The 20,098-nt window shown below is 51.9% G+C and carries 19 protein-coding genes and 1 rRNA gene; all 20 read right to left on the bottom strand.

Annotated elements, in window-relative coordinates; translation table 11 throughout:
- Positions 1 to 90 (bottom strand): 16S ribosomal RNA (locus KB559_RS22905); the annotation flags it as partial.
- 329 nt (positions 91 to 419) lie between these two features.
- Positions 420 to 1,931, bottom strand: coding sequence for a lysine--tRNA ligase (gene lysS / locus KB559_RS22900; RefSeq protein WP_211025497.1), 1,512 nt, complete (start codon positions 1,929 to 1,931; stop codon positions 420 to 422).
- A gap of 82 nt (positions 1,932 to 2,013) precedes the next feature.
- Complete coding sequence (gene greA, locus KB559_RS22895; RefSeq protein WP_211025505.1) at positions 2,014 to 2,490, bottom strand: transcription elongation factor GreA; 477 nt, start codon at positions 2,488 to 2,490, stop codon at positions 2,014 to 2,016.
- A gap of 360 nt (positions 2,491 to 2,850) precedes the next feature.
- Complete coding sequence (gene dusB / locus KB559_RS22890) at positions 2,851 to 3,852, bottom strand: tRNA dihydrouridine synthase DusB (RefSeq protein WP_211025495.1); 1,002 nt, start codon at positions 3,850 to 3,852, stop codon at positions 2,851 to 2,853.
- A 105-nt stretch (positions 3,853 to 3,957) separates the two neighbouring features.
- Positions 3,958 to 4,167 (bottom strand): helix-turn-helix domain-containing protein, encoded by a 210-nt coding sequence (locus KB559_RS22885; RefSeq protein ID WP_211025493.1) that lies wholly within the window; start codon positions 4,165 to 4,167, stop codon positions 3,958 to 3,960.
- Positions 4,119 to 4,667 (bottom strand): 2-amino-4-hydroxy-6-hydroxymethyldihydropteridine diphosphokinase, encoded by a 549-nt coding sequence (folK, locus tag KB559_RS22880; RefSeq protein ID WP_211025491.1) that lies wholly within the window; start codon positions 4,665 to 4,667, stop codon positions 4,119 to 4,121. The genes KB559_RS22885 and folK overlap by 49 nt, the downstream gene beginning before the upstream one ends.
- A 9-nt stretch (positions 4,668 to 4,676) precedes the next feature.
- A complete protein-coding gene (gene folB / locus KB559_RS22875; RefSeq protein WP_211025488.1) occupies positions 4,677 to 5,039 on the bottom strand; it encodes a dihydroneopterin aldolase in 363 nt (120 codons plus the stop codon).
- Between the two features lie 24 nt (positions 5,040 to 5,063).
- Positions 5,064 to 5,900 (bottom strand): dihydropteroate synthase, encoded by an 837-nt coding sequence (gene folP / locus KB559_RS22870; RefSeq protein WP_211025486.1) that lies wholly within the window; start codon positions 5,898 to 5,900, stop codon positions 5,064 to 5,066.
- Positions 5,901 to 6,788, bottom strand: coding sequence for an aminotransferase class IV (locus tag KB559_RS22865; RefSeq protein ID WP_211025484.1), 888 nt, complete (start codon positions 6,786 to 6,788; stop codon positions 5,901 to 5,903).
- Complete coding sequence (gene pabA / locus KB559_RS22860) at positions 6,785 to 7,366, bottom strand: aminodeoxychorismate/anthranilate synthase component II (protein WP_211025481.1); 582 nt, start codon at positions 7,364 to 7,366, stop codon at positions 6,785 to 6,787. Before pabA ends, KB559_RS22865 begins: the two co-directional genes overlap by 4 nt.
- A 4-nt stretch (positions 7,367 to 7,370) precedes the next feature.
- Positions 7,371 to 8,942, bottom strand: coding sequence for an anthranilate synthase component I family protein (locus KB559_RS22855; RefSeq protein WP_211025479.1), 1,572 nt, complete (start codon positions 8,940 to 8,942; stop codon positions 7,371 to 7,373).
- 188 nt (positions 8,943 to 9,130) lie between these two features.
- On the bottom strand, positions 9,131 to 10,069 hold the full coding sequence (cysK, locus tag KB559_RS22850; RefSeq protein WP_211025477.1) for a cysteine synthase A: 939 nt from the start codon (positions 10,067 to 10,069) through the stop codon (positions 9,131 to 9,133).
- A 217-nt stretch (positions 10,070 to 10,286) separates the two neighbouring features.
- A complete protein-coding gene (hslO, locus tag KB559_RS22845; protein WP_211025475.1) occupies positions 10,287 to 11,177 on the bottom strand; it encodes an Hsp33 family molecular chaperone HslO in 891 nt (296 codons plus the stop codon).
- 65 nt (positions 11,178 to 11,242) lie between these two features.
- Positions 11,243 to 12,007, bottom strand: coding sequence for a type III pantothenate kinase (locus KB559_RS22840; protein WP_211025473.1), 765 nt, complete (start codon positions 12,005 to 12,007; stop codon positions 11,243 to 11,245).
- Positions 12,008 to 12,011: 4 nt separating this feature from the next.
- The gene (gene nadC / locus KB559_RS22835) at positions 12,012 to 12,878 is read right to left on the bottom strand and encodes a carboxylating nicotinate-nucleotide diphosphorylase (RefSeq protein WP_211025471.1); all 867 of its coding nucleotides are present in this window, start codon (positions 12,876 to 12,878) and stop codon (positions 12,012 to 12,014) included.
- Positions 12,868 to 14,484, bottom strand: a complete 1,617-nt coding sequence (nadB, locus tag KB559_RS22830) for an L-aspartate oxidase (RefSeq protein WP_211025469.1) — start codon at positions 14,482 to 14,484, stop codon at positions 12,868 to 12,870. The genes nadC and nadB overlap by 11 nt, the downstream gene beginning before the upstream one ends.
- Positions 14,485 to 14,520: 36 nt before the next feature.
- The gene (gene nadA, locus KB559_RS22825) at positions 14,521 to 15,459 is read right to left on the bottom strand and encodes a quinolinate synthase NadA (RefSeq protein ID WP_211025467.1); all 939 of its coding nucleotides are present in this window, start codon (positions 15,457 to 15,459) and stop codon (positions 14,521 to 14,523) included.
- Positions 15,460 to 15,790: 331 nt separating this feature from the next.
- Positions 15,791 to 17,926 carry an ATP-dependent zinc metalloprotease FtsH gene (ftsH, locus tag KB559_RS22820; protein ID WP_211025465.1) on the bottom strand — a complete coding sequence of 712 codons (2,136 nt, stop codon included), beginning with the start codon at positions 17,924 to 17,926 and terminating at the stop codon, positions 15,791 to 15,793.
- Positions 17,927 to 18,026: 100 nt separating this feature from the next.
- The gene (hpt, locus tag KB559_RS22815; protein WP_211025463.1) at positions 18,027 to 18,566 is read right to left on the bottom strand and encodes a hypoxanthine phosphoribosyltransferase; all 540 of its coding nucleotides are present in this window, start codon (positions 18,564 to 18,566) and stop codon (positions 18,027 to 18,029) included.
- Positions 18,567 to 18,601: 35 nt separating this feature from the next.
- Positions 18,602 to 20,068, bottom strand: a complete 1,467-nt coding sequence (tilS, locus tag KB559_RS22810) for a tRNA lysidine(34) synthetase TilS (protein ID WP_211025461.1) — start codon at positions 20,066 to 20,068, stop codon at positions 18,602 to 18,604.
- Positions 20,069 to 20,098: the final 30 nt, after the last annotated feature.

The following is a 20,098-nucleotide window of genomic DNA, read 5'->3' as shown; positions in this document are numbered from 1 at the left end:
AGTGCAAGCACTCCATCAAGTCCGCTCGACTTGCATGTATTAGGCACGCCGCCAGCGTTCGTCCTGAGCCAGGATCAAACTCTCCAATAAAGTGTTTGACTTGCTCATTTTGAAACTGACGAGAAAAATTAATTTCTCTATTTAATACTCACTCGTTGTTCAGTTTTCAAAGATCAACTTCATTCATTTTGTTGTCGCCTCATCAGCGGCAACTTTTATAGTATATAACATCCGGCGCAATTTAGCAAGCATTATTTTTTCGATCAATTTCTCGATGTCTTCAACAAAGCTTGTTATCAACGACCGGATATATAATATATCATGGGCAGATAAACTATGCAACACCTTTATTCAAGAAATAAAATCCAATACAAAAACAAAGCGTCCCCTGCCTACAGCAGGGGACGCAATCAATGAACTTATTCAGCCGTATTACGCATATGCGGGAACAACAGAACATCCCGAATCGAAGCCGCATCGGTCAACAACATAACGAGACGGTCGATCCCGATACCCAATCCGCCTGTAGGCGGCATGCCATATTCCAAAGCGCGAATGAAGTCGTCGTCCATTTCATGCGCTTCATCGTTACCATGCTCACGCTCAAGCAACTGGGCCTCAAACCGTTGGCGCTGATCAATTGGATCATTAAGCTCGGAAAATGCGTTAGCGTGCTCACGAGCTACAATAAACAACTCAAAGCGATCGGTGAAACGCGGATCTTCCTCGTTCTTCTTGGCCAGTGGAGAGATTTCCACAGGGTGTCCGAATACAAAGGTCGGTTGAATCAAGGTCTCCTCAACAAACTGCTCGAAGAACGCATTCAGAATATGTCCAAAAGTCATATGCGGTTCAACCGGTACTTTATGCTCTTTCGCCAAGCGATGAGCTTCTTCGTTGCTCATTTGAACACCGAAGTCCACGCCTGTTACTTCCTTAACCGCATCCACCATAGATACGCGGCGCCATTGCGGAGTCAAATCAACTTCATGACCTTGGTAGTTCAAGATTTGCGTTCCCAGCACTTCTTGTGCGGTATGAGCGATCATGTTTTCCGTCAAAGCCATAATGTCCTTGTAGTCGGCATAAGCTTCGTACAATTCGATCATTGTGAATTCCGGATTATGACGCGTGGAAATTCCCTCATTCCGGTATACCCGCCCGATCTCATAAACTTTCTCCAATCCGCCGACAATCAGGCGCTTCAGATGAAGTTCAATCGCGATCCGCATGTACAGCTCCATATCCAACGCATTGTGATGCGTAACGAAGGGACGAGCCGCAGCTCCTCCTGCGATGCTGTGCAAGGTAGGTGTTTCTACTTCCAGGTAGCCAAGGGAGTCCAAGTAACGGCGCATGGATTGGATAATCCGGGAGCGCTTAATGAAAGTCTGTTGCACCTCCGGGTTCACGATCAAATCCACATAACGCTGACGGTAGCGCAGCTCGACATCCTTGAGACCATGATATTTGTCAGGAAGCGGATAAAGCGACTTGGACAAAACAACCAGGTTTTCTGCTTTAATTGTAGTTTCACCGGTTTTGGTCTTGAACACTTCGCCGGTCACACCTACGATGTCCCCGAGATCCAGCACGCCGAAAGCCGCGTATTCCGTTTCAGGCACGCTGTCCTGACGCACGTAAATCTGGATCTTGCCCGACAAGTCCTGGATATGCGCAAAGCTGGCTTTACCCATGACCCGTTTCGCCATGATCCGTCCGGCGATCGAAACCTTCAACTGCTTTTCTTCAAGCTCTTCCTTGGTCAATCCATCGTATTGCTTCAAAATATCCCCTGCCATGGCAGTGCGCTCATACTTGCCGCCAAAGGGATCCACACCCAAACCGCGCAGCTCGTCCAATTTGTCGCGACGCACCTGCAGCAGTTCGCTGATCTCAACGACTTCCTGGTTATTTTGTTCCTCGCTCACTTCGTTCCACTCCTTACAACTTGTATTTAAAACAGTGAAAGAAGCTTCCGCCTGGGAAGCTTCTTGGGACGCTAGTTCAGCCTTATTTCTTGATATCGACTATTTTATATTGAATGACGCCCGCCGGTACCGTCACATCGACGACCGCACCCTTTTTCTTGCCCAAAATGGCTTTGCCGACAGGACTTTCGTTCGATATTTTATTCTGCAGCGGATCGGACTCGGCCGTCCCGACAATCGCATACTCCATCGTATCGCCATACTCCAAATCTTGAACCGTTACCGTAGAACCGATGCTTACCGTATCGGTATCAATCTCGTCATTGTTGATGATCCGGGCATTGCGCAGCATTTTCTCCAGGGTGATGATACGCCCTTCGATGAAAGCCTGCTCGTTCTTAGCGTCCTCGTATTCCGAGTTCTCGCTGATATCCCCGTATCCAATGGCGGTTTTAATCCGCTCAGCAACCTCGCGGCGTCTCACAGATTTCAGATTTTCCAGTTCTTCTTCCAGTCTTTTCAGACCGTCCTGTGTAAGAATGACTTCTTTATCGCTCATCTCAACCGATTCTCCTGTCATGGAAATAATATTCGCACTGTGCGGCGGACTGCAGGGAAGCTTCATTAACGCCCCTCCGAAAAAAGGAGATACATCCGGCGTCCATTCAAAGAAGATCCGTAATTCCCGCCTAACAACGGCCGTGAAAACTCACGCATCATTGAGAATATCATATGCAATCGCATGGAGGTCAGACCATCCATGTTGTGGAAGTTATCTCCTGAGGCGAATTTATACTGTGAAATTATAGGTTAACCATTCTGAAATGTCAATGACGCCCGATTTTTCAAATGAAAACGCTTCACAAACGTCGAGCCCATCCAAAAAGAGAATCCCCCATGCCAATGGGGGACATCGGATTTACGCAGATTCCACAGCCGTTTGATTTTCCGTGTCCAACTCGGCGACAAAGTTCTCCAGAATGCGCACCATTTCATCCCGCTTCGTTTCTTCCATAATGTCGTCTTTAATCCGGGCGGAGCCCTTCAGCCCCTTGAGGTACCACGCCATGTGCTTGCGCATTTCGCGAACGGCTACTCTCTCTCCCCGTAAGGCCGCCAAGCGATCCATATGCAGGATTGCGATCCGGATCTTCTCTGCGGCTTCAGGTTCAGGCAAGAGAATCCCTGTCTTGAGATACTCCACCGTACGGTAAAGCATCCAAGGATTACCCAAGGCACCGCGCCCGATCATAACTCCGTCGCAACCGGTTTGCTCCAGCATGCGTTTGGCATCTTCCGGCGTAGCTACATCACCGTTTCCGATGACAGGGATCGACACAGCCTCTTTAACCTGCTTTATGAATCCCCAATCCGCTTTCCCGGTATACAATTGCTCGCGCGTACGGCCATGAACACTGACCGCTTTGCCGCCGGCCTGTTCGACCGCCTTAGCATTATCGACGACATAAATGTGCTCGGCGTCCCAGCCGATCCGCATTTTTACCGTGACCGGCTTACTTACGGCATCCACGACAGCAGACACCATCTCAAAAATTTTATTCGGATCCAGCAGCCAACGAGCGCCGGCGTCGCATTTAGTTACCTTAGGCACCGGGCAGCCCATATTGATATCGATAATATCCGCGTTCGTATCCTGATCGACCACTTTAGCCGCCTCAACAAGAGTTTCGCGGTCTCCTCCAAAAATTTGCAGACTGAGCGGCTTCTCCCGCTCGTCTACGAACAGCATTTCCTTGGTCCGCTTGTTACCGTGAAGGATCGCTTTATCGCTAACCATCTCTGCGCAGACAAGCCCGGTGCCGAACTCTTTGGCAATTAACCGGAAAGCCGGATTACACACCCCCGCCATCGGGGCTAGCACGACCTGATTTTTCATTTCAATATCGCCGATCTTCAGCATGATGGTCCCCCCTATTAATCTTGTTTATCGTTGGCTTAGTTTTGTAAACTATACTTCCCGATGATCTTCATGAAGCACTGAAGCATGAGCTCCATTCTATGAGCTTTATTCATCTCTCTGTGTCAACTCCGCAAGCGTGATTCCAAGAACATCTGCAATTTTATTTAAAATTTGATCTTCTGCACGGCGGTTTCCCCGTTCTATAGCCCCTAAGACAGCCAGCGAAATGCCGGACTCGTCGGCAAGCTGTTGCTGCGTGAACCCCTTCAGTTTTCGGAATGCACGGATGCGTTGGGCCAGATGCCTGTTTTCCAAAACCGTATTCCTTCCTTTCCGTTCATAAGATCCAAGGCGGCATGCGCCTTCTCGTAAAGCCCGGTAGGATCTTCTTCCGGAACGATATCGCACAGGGGAACCAGCACGAAAGAACGTTCCAGCATGCGCGGATGAGGCAGCGTCAAAAGCGGTGTATCCAGCACTTGGCCCTCCATCCATAGCAAGTCCAGATCCACGGTGCGCGGGCCCCAGCGTATGTTTCGTTCCCGTCCGAGAGCAAGCTCGGTTTCCAGCATAACCTTGAGCAAAGCCTCAGGAGTCAGCGAAGTCCGGAGCGCCATTGCCATATTGAGAAAGTTCGGCTGGTCCTCGTAGCCTACCGGATCAGTCTCGTATAAATTGGAACTGCGCAGCACCTGGATATCCGGATGCCCGTCCAGCAACTCAGCGGCTTTGAATAAAGTGGACTCGCGGTCCCCTAAATTAGCCCCTAAAGCAATATAAGCCTCTGAAGCCTCAGAGGTGGAATGTTTAGTCATGAATCCTTCTCACTTTCTGGATCGGTGCAATTCAACCGTCACACCCTCGAAATGAATGTCAAAAGGCGGATGCGGCTTCGTTACACAGACCGTCAATGCATCTACCATAGTATAAGTGTCCAATACCGAGGATGCAATATGCTCGGCAAGCGCCTCGATTAATTTAAAACTTTTTTGCTCGACGATGCCTTTGACCAGCTCGTGAACCTCGGCATAATTTACCGTCTCGGTAAGATCGTCGTTCTGTCCGGCCTTACGTAAATCAAGTTCCAGCGTAAGATCGACGTAGAACCGTTGGCCCAATTTTCGCTCCTCTTCAAAAACACCATGATATCCGTAATACTCCATCCGCCGGATGATCATTTTATCCATAATTAAATCCCTCCACACTTCGATTTAGGCATATAAAATAGCATCGCACATTTGAGCCGTACGCTTAATCTCCTTAACATCGTGAACCCGTACAATCTGACAGCCCTGCGCAATTCCGAAAGCTACCGTGGCCGCAGTTCCAAGAATAACCTCATCCGTCGGCAAATCCAGGGCGGTTCGGATGAATTTTTTGCGAGAAGTCCCCAATAACAGCGGAAAACCAAGCTCCATCAGCCGGTCCAGCGACTTCATGACCTGTAAATTCTCGTTATAATCCTTGGCAAACCCGATTCCCGGATCCAAAATAATCTGCTCATCCTTAACCCCGGCTTCTCTGGCGATCCGTACACAGTCCATCAAATCGTCGGCCACATCCTGAAGTAAATCCTTGTAGTCCCGGTCATGCCGGTTATGCATCAGGATCGCCGGACACCCGAACTCGGCCGCAACACCGGCCATAAGCGGATCCCCTTTAAATCCCCAAATATCATTGATGATATGAGCTCCAGCTTTAAGTGATTCCCGCGCCACCTTCGACTTATAGGTATCCACCGAAATCGGAATATGAGGCGCTTCGCGGTGAAGGGCTTCCACCACGGGAATTACTCTTTCCAATTCCTCCTGCTCACTAACCGGCTTGTGGCCGGGACGCGTCGATTCTCCCCCGAGATCGATCATATCCGCACCGTCGGCGACCATCTGCATGGCATGGTGAACCGCCCGTTCCACATCATTGTACCGTCCTCCATCCGAGAACGAATCGGGAGTCACATTCAAAATCCCCATAATCAGCGTTTTCCCGCCCAACGACAATGTCGTCTCGCCGCAGCGGTATTCCCTTTTATATAACCTGTTTCGCATTTAACTCCCCACACTCTCTCTATAAAAATAAAGCAACTGCTTAGTCAACGGCCCAATTTCGCCTTCGCCGACAACAGCGCTCTTTCCGTCCGGTTCGGCAAGCTGTGTCACAGGCACCAGCTCCTGAACCGAATTGGTAACGAATATCTCGTCGGCATTCCCTAGCCTGTCCCACGGATAACGGCCTTCTTCCAAAGAGAGTCCGCATCGTGCCGCCAATTCCATAACGATAGCTCTAGTTATTCCCGGTAAGATCCCAGTGCCGATTTCCGGTGTATATAGTCTGCCTTGTTCGGCAAAAAATAAATTACTGGCAATCCCTTCAGCCAAATGTCCTTCCGCCGTCAATAACATTCCTTCCGACGGAAGATGGGCTGACGAGTCTTGTTCATAGACAGCCAACTCACGGCGTGCCAGCAGATTGTTCATGTAATGGAGCGATTTGAGCCTGACCTCACTCTCCGGCGTATTGCGCTGAGTTCGGAGCCGCCATAACCGCTTGCCTTGAGTATATAACGAGAAATCCATAGGAGGGAGCGGCTTCACGTAAAGGATGACCGTGGGCTTGATATAATCTTCCGTCGTTAGCCCGAGCGGGCCTTCTCCTGCCGAGACGGTCAAGCGGACATATCCTTCGCTTAGGCCGTTCAGGACCAGCAGTTCCGTAACTTCCTTTCTAATCCGCTCCGCATCCGCTTCATAAGGGATACCGAGGGTACGGCACCCCTCGTTCAGCCGCTTCAGGTGCCGGTCCAGCAGACCGGGCTCCCCGCCATAAGTCCGGAACGTTTCAAACAAGCCCATCCCGTACATAAAGCCGTGATCCATTACGGATATCACGGCTTCGGCAGATGGGGTGGGCACTCCGTTCACCCCAATGTATTTCATACTGTTGCTTCAGCCTTCCGGCTGAGGAAATTGCGGAGGATCTGGTGCCCATGATCGGTAATGATCGACTCCGGATGAAACTGGACTCCCTCTACCGCATATTCCTTGTGGCGCAGCCCCATGATCTCGCCTTCCTCCGTCTCGGCCGTAATCTCCAAGCAATCGGGTAGGCTCTCCCGCTCCACGATCAGGGAATGATAACGCGTTGCCGTAAATGGTGAAGGCAGCCCGGCGAATACCGAATCGCCATGGTGGTGGATCGGTGAGGTTTTGCCGTGCATCAGCCGTTCGGCACGGATGACGTTCCCGCCAAAGGCCTGACCGATCGCCTGGTGTCCGAGACAGACGCCAAAGATCGGAATCAAGCCTTTAAACCGCTCAATCACGGCCAGCGTAATCCCCGCCTCATTCGGTGTGCAAGGCCCCGGGGACAACAGAATGTGATCCGGCTTCAGGTCTTCAATCCCGGCCAAATCGATTTCGTCATTGCGCCGAACCGTTACCTCTTCCCCGAGCTCTCCCAAATATTGAACCAGGTTGTACGTAAATGAATCGTAATTATCGATGACCAATATCATGGCTTCATCCCCTGTCCTTCGCCAAAGAGGCGGTTAATTGACTTTGCCGCAGCGCCATGGCTACGGCTTTGGCTTTATTCCGGCTTTCTCTATATTCCCGGTACGGAACCGAATCGATCACAATGCCTGCTCCCGCCTGAATATATCCAAATCCGTCCTTCACGACCAGTGTACGTATAATAATATTTAATTCCATATTTCCGTTATAGTCAATCCACCCCATAGAGCCGGTATAAGGGCCGCGGGTGACAGGCTCTAATTCCTCTATGATCTCCATTGTCCGGACTTTAGGCGCTCCGGTAATCGTCCCTCCGGGAAACACGGCAGCAATGGCGTCATAAGCGGTTTTCTCTTGCGGCAGGTCCGCTTCCACCTCGGACACCAGGTGCATCACATGCGAATAACGCTCGATGGTGAGCAGCTCGCTGACGCGGACCGATCCGTATTCGGCAACGCGCCCCAAATCGTTTCGCAGAAGGTCGACAAGCATAATATGCTCAGCCCGCTCTTTTTCACTATTCAGCAGTTCCGCTTCCATACCTGCATCTTCTTCCGCCGTCAGGCCGCGCCGCCGGGTCCCCGCAATCGGGCGGGTACTCATCCGTCCCTGCTCCAACTTAACCAGCAGTTCGGGCGAGGCGGAAACGAGTTGAAGATCGGGAAAACGCAACAGTCCCATATAAGGAGAAGGATTGATCCGGCGAAGCCATTCATAAACGGATTCCGGCGAAGAAACCATCTTGAAGCCTTGTCTTAGCGACAGATTGACTTGAAACACATCTCCGGCGCCAATGTATTCCTGCACACGGGACACAGCGGTCTCAAAATTCTCCTGGGACATCGAGTAAATCGCCTCTTCAAATGCATCCTCTGCTCTATCGGCCAAGTCCGAGGAGAACGGGTTCCCCATAACAGATACGTCTGGCGACGGCTCAAAGGTCCCCGCTTCTCCATTCGTCCCGGCAACGCAAATGTGTTCCCATAGTTCGATCATTCGGACGGCTCGCTTTTCAGCCTGTTGAAAGTCATCCGTCAAAGTAGCCGGACCCTTCGCACGCTGATGAACAACGGCATATAACGCAGCTTCGGCCTCATCCCATACCCAAATCTCTTCAAACCGCATCCAAATATAATCATCAATCCCCAAATCGTCATGCGCCACCTGTGGCAGACGCTCCAACGACCGGGCAATATCGTAGCCAAGGAAGCCTACGGCACCTCCGGAAAACTTGGGCAGCGATGCTACGGCCGGGGACCTGTAAGGCTCCATCCATTGCTGCAGGAGGGTCAAAGGCTTGCCTGTCAGCTCTTCTTTGCCGCCGGTCTTCATATCTCGAACCACTGCCGCGTCACCTTTACCATGAATCACAGACACCGGATTCAAGCCCAGGAAAGTATATCTTCCTCCCTTACCGCTCTCCAAAACAAAGGAGTAAGGTCCCGCTTGCTCCCACGCCTTCCGCCAATCGGCGGGCAAACCGCCGGCTGGTTGATGCTTTATGGCATATGGCAGCAGTGTCCACGCACCTTCCGCCTCCCATGCTTGCCATTGCTCTTGCGATATTATCGTCTCCATCCGCCGACCTATCCTCCAGCTTCACTCTTTTTGTTCAAGACGTGTTGATCTCTATAACTTATTGCTAGCTAGTATACTAGAACCCCGGTGCTTTGAAAATACAATAACCCCCACGGGCGTTCCCGAAAGAACAGCCGTGAGGGTAGAGCTTTCATTCCATCCGTACTGATGAAACTAGATAATATCGTTTAAGCCTCGAAGTTGTAAAGCGGCGTGCTGAGGTAGCGTTCGCCATTACTTGGAATGACAGCGACAACGCGCTTGCCTTTGCCCAGTTCTTTAGCCACTTTAAGAGCAGCAAATATAGCCGCGCCGGAAGAAATACCGGACAGAATTCCCTCTTCTTTAGCCAATTTGCGCGCTTGTTCAAAAGCGTCGTCATTCTCAACATGAATGATTTCGTCGTAAATTTCACGGTTAAGAATTTCAGGAATAAAGTTCGCGCCCAAGCCTTGGATTTTATGAGGACCTGGTTTGCCGCCCGCCAAAATCGGGGATGCCGCCGGCTCTACCGCGTAAATCTTCACATCCGAAAAACGTTTCTTAAGCACTTCACCCGCACCCGAGATCGTTCCGCCTGTGCCGATCCCGGCAACAAATGCGTCCAGTTGGCCGTCCAGCGACTCGATCGCTTCAACGATTTCCGGGCCGGTCGTTTCACGGTGGATCTTAACGTTCGCCTGGTTTCTGAATTGATCAGCCAGGAAGTAGTCCGGGTTAGCTGCCAAAATCTCTTCGGCTTTCTTAACCGCTCCGTTCATGCCTTCCGAGCCAGGAGTCAATACAAGTTCCGCTCCATAAGCGCGCAACAGGTTGCGACGTTCCAAGCTCATCGTTTCCGGCATGATGATAACCGCTTTATATCCTTTAGCCGCAGCTACAAGTGCCAAGCCGATTCCCGTATTACCGCTTGTCGCTTCAACGATCGTTCCGCCCGGTTTAAGCTTGCCCGCTTTTTCGGCTTCTTCAACAATGCTGATTGCGATCCGGTCCTTTACGCTGGATCCTGGGTTTTGATACTCCAGTTTTACATAAATCTCCGCGCTGTCTTCCGGAACAATGCGGTTCAGGCGAACCAGCGGCGTACCGCCAATCAGATCCGTTACGTTATTTACGACTTTTGCCATGTCAAAGCCCTCCTCTAATATAAAAAGCATATGAAAAATAGCATGATTCTAGCTGAATTAAGTAAGCAATTTCATTTCCGAGTAAACAAGTTGGTTTTACTATCTATATCTTAACAACCCCGATCGGAGTTGTCAATAAAGGCCAAAAAAAAATACTTCGCTCCCAAGTGATAACTCAGGAAGCGAAGTATTCATTCTTAGTTCAACTTATATAGCTCTATTTGGTTTGGTCGATTAGAGCATTCAGCTCGTCTTGGCCAAAAGTATAGACCTCGTTGCAGAAATCGCAAACGACCTCGGTCTCTTTGCCTTCGTCGCGCAATTGGACCAGTTCGTCTCTGCCCAAGCTGATCAACGTCCGTTCGACCCGTTCCCAGGAACAGTGGCAGGAGAAAGTAATGTCCATTTCGTCCAGCACCTTAATGTCCGGCAAGATCCAGCGAAGCATCTCTTCCAGCTCCAACCCCTGATCAAGCAGCGAAGTCACTGGCGGAAGCTGTCCTACCGCCTTCTCGATAGCATCGATTTCGGGGTCGCTGAGTCCTGGCAGCAATTGAATGATGAATCCGCCCGCCACGATGACGGAGGAATCCGTATCCACCAATACGCCCAATCCTACCGCCGAAGGGGTCTGCTCGGACAGAGCGAAATAGTACGTAAAATCCTCTCCGAGCTCGCCGGAAACCAAAGGCACACTGCCGCGGTAAGGATCTTTAAGCCCTAAATCCTTGGTCACGTGAATAAATCCGGTCGTACCGACTGCTCCAGCTACGTCGAGCTTCCCCTTACTGTTGCTGGGCAATTGAACATGCGGATTGGTCACGGTACCCCGGACCTCGCCTTTCGCATTGGCATCAGCCACGATCTGTCCGATCGGCCCGTCGCCTTTAACCTGGATCGATAGCCGCTCTTCCCCTTTCAGCATCGCGCCCATCATGGCCGCTGCGGTTACCGTCCGTCCCATCGCCGCCGTCGCCGTTGGATAGGTATCATGCCGGCGGCGGAGTTCTTCTACCAATTCCGTCGTCCGGACCGCGAAAGCGCGGACTTTTCCCTCCATGGCAGTTCCGCGGATGAGGCGGTCTTTTTTCTCTGTCGTATTTTCCACCCTGATGAAGCCTCCCTTACTAGAGGTTGTTAGACTATTCTTGTCCTCATTGTATATAAACCATTCTATTGATTTCGTTCGTAAATCAGACGAAGCCCTTCAAGTGTAAGCCAAGGATTAACTTCCTGGATGGAAGACGCCTCGCTCGCGATCAGTTCGGCCAGCCCACCGGTCGCAATGACCTTAGGCTCCGCCTCCATCTCGCGCCGAATCCGTTCCACAATCCCGTCTACCTGGCCGGCATATCCAAAAATAATCCCCGCCTGCATCGCATGCACCGTATTGCGGCCGATGACTTTCTTCGGCTTCTCCAGCTCGATTCTAGGAAGCTTGGACGCGCGCTGATACAGAGCTTCCGTTGAAATGCCGATGCCCGGTACAATCGCTCCGCCTAAGTAATTACCCTTCGCATCGACACAATCAAACGTCGTTGCCGTCCCGAAGTCGACGACCACCAGCGGGCCGCCGTACTGCTCGATTGCCGCAACTGCGTTGACGATCCGGTCCGCGCCGACCTCCCGCGGATTTTCATAGCGCAGGTTAAGCCCCGTTTTAATCCCGGGGCCGACGATCAGCGGCTTGCGATGCAGGTATTTTTCGCATAACTCTTCAAGCACATGCATTAATGGCGGGACGACCGAAGAAATGATAACTCCTTCAATCTCTCGCACATCGATCTTGGACATTTGAAACAGATCATAAATCAGTACTCCGTACTCGTCGACCGTGGACTGCCGGTTCGTGCCGATCCGAAAATGGTGGAGCAGTTCACGCCCCTTGTAAATGCCAAGTACGATATTTGTGTTGCCGACATCTACCACAAGAAACATGGCGTTACCCCTCTTTCTTTTCGCCCAGGTCCAGACTGATATCCAGACTCTCGAAAGAATAAGTTAACCGCCCTACCGAAATGACGTCCACACCGCTTTCCGCAATTCCACGCACGGTCTGGAGCGAGACATTTCCGGAGGCCTCCGTCTTGACATGGGGTGCCTTGGCCTTAATGCGTCGCACCGCTTCTTTCATTAATTCCGGCGACATATTGTCCAGCATGATAATATCCGCACCCGCAGCCAATGCCTCCTCGACTTGCTCCAGACTCTCCGTCTCCACCTCAATGGTCATCGTATGCGGGATGTTCGCCCGCGCCCGGCCGACCGCCTGAGCGATTCCGCCGGCTCCTTTAATATGGTTGTCCTTGATCATCACAGCATCATAGAGGCCGAAACGGTGATTTGCACCACCGCCGGTACGCACGGCGTACTTCTCGAGCATGCGGTGGCCCGGCGTTGTTTTGCGCGTATCCACCAGACGAGTCGGTAGTCCTTCAAGCACTTCGACGAAAGACCGCGTCCGCGTAGCAATGCCGGACAACCGCTGCAGCAAATTCAAGGCAAGCCGCTCCCCTGTCAAAATACTGTGCGTGCTGCCTTCCACTTCCGCCAGTACGGTTCCCTTGGTGACAGTATCTCCGTCATTCACCAGCGGGGTGAACGTGAGCATCGGATCAACCACCTCGAACACAAGCTGGGCGACCGGTATCCCGGCAATTACACCGGAATCTTTGGCATGGATAATCCCTTTCGACTCATGTCCGGCCGGAATCGTCACTCCGGTGGATACATCGCCGGAGCCCACATCTTCCTTGAGCCAGTAGCGGATCGATTCCACCAGGCCCTCGTTATATCCATTAAACATCATCGCTGATTTCCTCCAACATTCCTTTGTCCCGGTGACGTAAAATATGTCTGCGCCACCGCGCGTCGTCCCGTTCCGGGAAATCCTCCCGGTAATGTCCTCCGCGGCTCTCCTCGCGGGCCAGCGCGGATTCGGCCAACAGCAGAGCGCATGTCAGCATATTCGCAAACTCCAATTGCTCCCGGGTATGCAGGGCGGCTCCGAAAATCGGCAGTTGCCGCTTAAGCTCCTCCAGACCTTTCATCAGGCCTTCCTTACTTCGGCGCAGCCCGACCTGCCGGACCATCACTTTTTGCAGCTTGAGCCGACGTTCGACAATCGGCTGCATTACCGGGTCCTGGCGGTTCTCCCGGCAGGCGATATCCGCTCCCGATTTTGTCAGCGGCTCCAATCCCCGAATTCGCTCGACGATGCGCCGCCCGAACACAATCGCTTCGGACAACGAATTGCTCGCCAGCCGGTTTGCGCCGTGTACCCCGGTGGAGGACACCTCACCGCAGGCAAATAGACGCGTTACACTCGTCTCGCCATGATGGTCCGTTTGCACGCCCCCCATCATATAGTGTGCAGCCGGGGCGACCGGAATCCAATCGGAAGTCATATCGAGTCCGTAGCTGATGCAGGTTTCATAAATCGTCGGGAAACGCTGCTTAATCGTATCCGAATCTTCATGGGTTATATCAAGGTACACAACGCTCGACTTGGTCGCTTCCATCTCGCTGACGATAGCGCGAGCCACGATATCCCGGGGAGCTAATTCTAGCAGTTCATGGTACCTCTCCATGAACCGTTCTCCGTGAATATTGCGCAAGATGGCACCTTCCCCGCGCACCGCCTCCGAGATCAGAAAACGCGGAGCGCCCGGATAACAGAGCGAAGTGGGGTGAAACTGTATGAATTCGATATCCCTGATCAGGGCGCCGGCCCGGTAAGCTATAGCCACCCCGTCACCCGTGGCCACCTCCGGATTCGTGGTGTAACGGTACAATTGACCGCTTCCCCCGCTGCACAGTATCGTTGCATTTCCCCGCAGGAACACACGCTGACCGTCCGGGCGCTGAACTAAAGCCCCCAGACATTCATTATCCTCCGTAATCAGGTCAATTACAAAATGATCGTTCCAAATATCGATATTAGCATGCCCCGCAACCTGTTCCGACAACGCACGAACAATTTCATAGCCGGTTGCATCGCCGTTCGCATGCAGAATTCTCCGGTGGCTGTGCGCTCCCTCTTTCGTCAACGCCAACTCGCCGTTCTCCAAATCAAATGCCGTTCCCAGCGTAATAAGCTCTTCAACCCCGCGGGGTCCCTCATTCACCAAGATATTTACGGAATCCGAAGAGCAAAGTCCTGCCCCGGCCATCAGCGTATCCTCCCGGTGAGAAGCGGGAGAATCCTCATCGGAAATGACCGCAGCGATCCCGCCCTGAGCATATCTGGTGTTGCTCTCCATCAACGATTTCTTCGTAATTACGGTAACGCGGCGGTCTTCGCTTGCTTTGATGGCCGTGAACAGGCCCGCAATCCCCGATCCGATGACAATGACGTCCGTATCGATCACCGGTATTTCATTCAAATCGAAGTCAATCAAATATTGTGGAATCAAAGGTATCGCCTGCCCTTGAACAGAGAGTAGCGCATGCTACTTAACTTGTAGCATGCGCTCTAGTGAGGTTCTGGCCTTATCGGCAATGGCAGGCGGCACATAAATTTGCGGCTGCATCGTTTCCAGACATTTGACCAGTTTCTTTAGATTATTGACTTTCATGTTGGGACATACCAGAAATTTCGTAGCGAAATGGAATTCCTTGTCGGGGCTGTCTTTCCGCAGCTGGTAACCCGTTCCGTCTTCCGTACCGATAATAAATTGGCGGTTGGACGAATTTTTGCAGTAATCCAGAATTGCGGTCGTGCTGCCTACAAAATCACCCATGGCTACCACCTCAGGCCGGCATTCCGGGTGGACGACAAACTCGGCGTTCGGATACTTCGCCTTCATTTCGACCACGTCTTTCACAGTCAACATATCATGCGTATTGCAATACCCTTCCCAAATAATGAGCTTTTTGTCCGTATGCTGCTGAACGTAATGGCCCAGATTTTTATCGGGAACCCAGATGATCTCTTCGGCATCTACCGAATTAATAACCTTCACTGCATTGGAAGAGGTACAGCATATATCCGTCTCCGCTTTGATTTCGGCCGATGAGTTAATATAAGTGACCACCTTGGCGTTAGGGTGCTGTGCCTTCAGCTTGCGCAAACCGTCCACATTAACCATGTCGGCCATCGGGCAGCCTGCCCGTTCGTCCGGAATTAAGACCGTCTTGTTCGGAGCCAAAATTTTCGCGCTCTCGCCCATAAAGTGAACCCCGCAGAACACGATGGTCTCAGCATCGGTTGAGGCTGCCTTTTGGGCAAGCAGAAAGGAGTCGCCGCGAAAATCGGCCACCTCTTGGATTTCATCGCGCTGATAATAGTGCGCTAAAATAATGGCATTGCGTTCCTTTTTAAGCTGAACCAACCTCTCCCGAAGTTCACGGTTCATTTCCGCCTTCCGCTCCAGTGCTAGAGCTTCCACCTGACTTCCTCCCCTAGAATGCGCCCGCGGTTCAAGCCGCGATCCTCTCTCTTGTCCGCATCTCCTTTATGATTGTGCAAAAATACGCATACTTCCCGTCAACGTAACCAATTTCACACGGTGTGTTTAACAACTAATTTACACAAGGGAATTAGGGCTGTCAATCAATCTGTACCGGATAGATCAAATTTTAGGCAAAATCATGTGCACCTGCGTATTGGCCAATCCCTCCCGAGAAAATACGATCCGGGATTGAGCCATTGAATCGGACAATAAAAAAAGGGAGACTCAATGAGTCTCCCTTTCGTGTTTGGTTGTATACGGCTACGCCTTATACCGTTGGCGTATTTCCGCCTCCTTGGCCGTTGCCGTCTTTATTGTCTTGGTCCGGCGTTTGCGGAGCATCACTTACCGTACCTTCGGGTGCATCCACCGTAGGGTCGTTAGAGATGTCGTTCGTGGAACTTCCAGGAATCTCGTTCGGGATATCCCCGGTAGGACCTGCAGGTGCCGGATCCTCGGTTTTACTCTGGATACGGACGCGTACGTCCCCGATGTTATCCACGATCGGCTCGCCCGGTTCGGAAGAACCGTTGCCGCTGTCATTGCCGGCTTCGCCGGTTTCAGGCAGCTTGCCGTTTTCGATCAATTCCTTGATCTGCTCCAGTTCCAGCGTTTCGACTTCGAGCAAAGTTTCCGCGATGAGGCGAACCTCGGCGGCATGCTCGGTCAACAGCTGTTTACAACGCTCATACGATTCAGTAATGAAACGCTGCATTTCCTGGTCGATCTCGTAAGCGATCTGATCGCTGTAGTTCTGTTCGTGTCCGATATCGCGGCCCAGGAACACTTGGCCTTGCGATGTGCCGAACTGCATCGGTCCAAGCTTCTCGCTCATACCGTATTCGACGATCATGCTGCGCACAATGCTTGTCGCTTGCTGGAAGTCGCTATACGCCCCGGTGCCGATTTCGCCGATGAACAGCTCCTCCGCCACGCGGCCGCCCAGCAGGCCGGTTACCTTATCAAGCAGCTCTTGCTTCGTAACGAGCATCCGGTCTTCCTTCGGCAGCATGATTACGTATCCGCCGGCACGGCCGCGAGGAATGATCGTAACCTTGTGCACCATATCCGCGTGCTCCAGGAAGTAGCCTACAATCGTATGGCCCGCTTCATGGAACGCCACAATCCGTTTCTCCCGATCGCTGATTACGCGGCTGCGCTTCTCAGTACCGACGATAACGCGGTCAATCGCTTCATCCACTTCACGCATAGAGATATCTTTGCGGTTGCGGCGAGCCGCCAGCAAAGCCGCTTCGTTCAGCAAATTCTCCAGATCGGCGCCGGTAAAGCCGGTCGTCCGTTTGGCGATGACGTCCAGGCGAACGTCCTTGGTCAGCGGCTTGTTGCGCGCATGAACTTTCAGTACCGCTTCGCGGCCCTTCACGTCAGGACGGTCAACCGTGATTTGACGGTCAAAACGTCCAGGGCGCAGCAAGGCAGGGTCCAGAATATCCGCGCGGTTGGTTGCCGCCACGATGATAATACCTTCATTGCCGCCGAAACCGTCCATCTCAACGAGCAACTGGTTGAGGGTCTGTTCGCGTTCGTCATGCCCGCCGCCGAGTCCGGCGCCGCGCTGACGGCCTACGGCATCGATTTCGTCGATGAAAATGATACAAGGCGCGTTCTTCTTCGCATTCTCGAACAAATCCCGTACGCGGGAAGCACCGACACCAACGAACATTTCCACGAAGTCGGAACCCGAGATGCTGAAGAACGGTACGCCCGCTTCCCCGGCTACTGCACGGGCAAGTAACGTTTTACCGGTCCCCGGAGGACCCACGAGCAGAACCCCTTTAGGGATACGTGCTCCAACCGCGGAGAATTTCCGCGGGTCTTTCAAGAATTCAACGACTTCGACAAGCTCTTGCTTCTCTTCGTCGGCTCCAGCTACGTCCTCAAACGTAACCTTCTTCTTCTCCTCATTATAAAGACGGGCCCGGCTCTTGCCGAAGTTCATCACTTTGCCGCCGCCGCCCTGTGCTTGATTAAACAGGAAGAAGAACAGAATGAACATGATCGCAAGCGGAACGATGGATGTCAGGAAAGTCAGCCAGATGCTTTCCCCCTGCATCTTTTTCCAATTCAAATCGAATTTGTTCGTTTCGCTGAGGTCGGTAATTTCCTTGAGCACATTCTGGTCATAAGGGATATAGGCGGAGAAGTTCTTTGTTTTCGTCTTGCCGTCTCCAACTTCAACTCTATACTTACCGGTTACCAGATAGGCGTAACCGTCGAATTTCCCGGTTAATTCCTCGACGTTGTTTTCCTTCAATTGCTGCCGCAGTTCGGCATAACTTGGGTTGACGGTTGCCTCATTTCCGCTGTTGAGGAATTGGACGATGCCCACCACGACTAAGAAAAGTATCAAATAAAAACCAGAATTCCGGATGAACCGATTCATCCCCTACCTCCTCTCAAAACCTTAAGTTATTTTAACATAGCCGCCCACGCCTTTCAAAAAAACGGCGGAGCCTGCTCCGGCCTGACTTCAGCCGGTAGATTTAGCTTGTGTATACTTCCGGCTTCAGCACTCCGACGAAGGGGAGGTTCCGGTATTTCTCGGCGTAATCCAGGCCGTAACCGACAACGAAAGCATCCGGGATTACGAATCCCGATAAATCCGCCTCCAGCTTCACGGTCCGGCGCGCCGGCTTGTCAAACAAGGTAACGATCTTGACGGAATTAACTTTTCTCCGCTCAAGCACATCAACGAGATAGCTAAGTGTGAGACCGCTGTCGATGATATCTTCCACGATCAGGATGTCTCTTCCCTCTACAGAGGAATCCAAGTCTTTGATAATCTTTACTTCCCCCGATGAACGGGTGGAGGCTCCGTAACTGGATACCGCCATGAAATCAAGTTCCAGCGGAACGGTGATTTCCTTAACCAAATCAGCCATAAATATAAAAGCGCCCTTCAGGATGCAGATGACCAAAGGATTCCGGCCCTCATACTCGGCACTTAGCTGGCGTCCGAGCTCCGCAACTTTTTCCTGAATCTGTTCCCGGGTGATCAAAATTTCTTGAATGTCGTTTAACAAGACAAATAACCTCCTACGTTATACTATGAATGCCTTCACTTGGTTAACCCCAAGGTCGGCTCTTTGCTTCCCGTATCCAGAGCCATACGAACAATGGAAGACGTAAGCCGGCTAACCGCTGCAACCGATGAACGCCGAACTCCGGGAATCCATATGATCCGGCCCTTGGCGTCGGTCACCACTGGGATTTGGGAGCGAAGAGAGGGAGGTATTTTCTCGTCGATGAAAATATCTTTCACCTTTTTGCTTCCATTTAGTCCCATAACTTTCATTCTGTCTCCCGGAAGCCGGGAACGCACAGTAAGCGGATAAACGAGCTCATCCGCATCAAACGCAGCCTCGTCGTTGCCTTCCGGCTTCGTTCCTTGAACGCCCGTGGCACTCTCGCGGGTAAACCGCAGGACGTGCCTTATGTCCGTAAGAGCCACCTCCGCCGGAAAATGTTCCACAACATATGTATAATGAGGAATCTGAATTTCCGCTCGGGCAGGCACAAATCGGACTGTATCGTATTCACGCAAGCAGCGGATTCCTCTGCCAAGATCCAGAGACCAAGTCGTAGGGAGGTCCTGGACCACGCCTTTCCGAATGGTTTCTATCTTGACAAAATCGCTGTCATCCGTGCCCAAAGGCAGATAATTTAATATTAGTTTAATCAACCTCCGTTGTAAAGCGGCATGTAAGGAGGTAAAACTCCGAACCCCGAAAGCGGCTCCGCCGTCTTGCCAAGTAACGATTTCGGCATGGATGCGCTCTGTTTCCAACTGCATATAATCGTCTTCTTCGCCCGCCACATCGGCTAAACGGTTCAAGGAATCCGCCAACTGTTCATTATATTGCCCCAAAAAAGGCAGCACATCCAGCCGGATCGCATTTCTTGAATACTTCGTACTGAGGTTGGAGCTGTCGGTTACATAAGGTATGCCGGAGCTCTCGCAAGCCGCCACCAGCTGATTCTTGTATATACGGAGAAAAGGACGGATTAGTTCCACATTTTTTTCGCGACGCTTCAGCTTCATGCCTCCCAAGCCCGACGGTCCGCTGCCACGCAAAATCCGCATCAGCACGGTTTCAGCCTGATCATCGGCATGATGGGCCAGGGCAATGGCGGATGCCCCATATTTATCGGCAACGGAATGCAAGAATTCATATCTTTTTTCCCGGGCGGCCACCTGGCCTCCTTTACCCGATTCCTTCATATAAGCAGGAATGTCAAAAACGCCGAGTTCAAACGGAATTTGGAGCTTGCCCGCCAACTTCCGTACAAACTCGGCTTCCGCATCGGATTCACTGCCCCGGAACCCGTGATTGACATGAGCGCAGATCAGCTTCAAGCCAGGCTCAGAATCCCGGGCAATCTCATTTAAAATATGCAGCAGCAGGACGGAGTCGGGTCCTCCGGAAACCGCCGCCACAATACAATCCCCGGGTGCCCACAAACCGTGTTCTTGCCCGGTACGGCGCACTTGCCCCACCAAACGGTGTATTTCGGGATTCATCATGCGCCTCTTCCTTTCTTTAATAGATGGGAT

This window comes from Paenibacillus sp. Marseille-P2973 (assembly GCF_018101095.1).
Classification (GTDB): Bacteria; Bacillota; Bacilli; order Paenibacillales; family Paenibacillaceae; genus Fontibacillus; species Fontibacillus vini.
The sequence above is the reverse complement of the archived record's forward strand: the minus strand, read 5'-3'. Positions and strand labels throughout refer to the sequence as shown.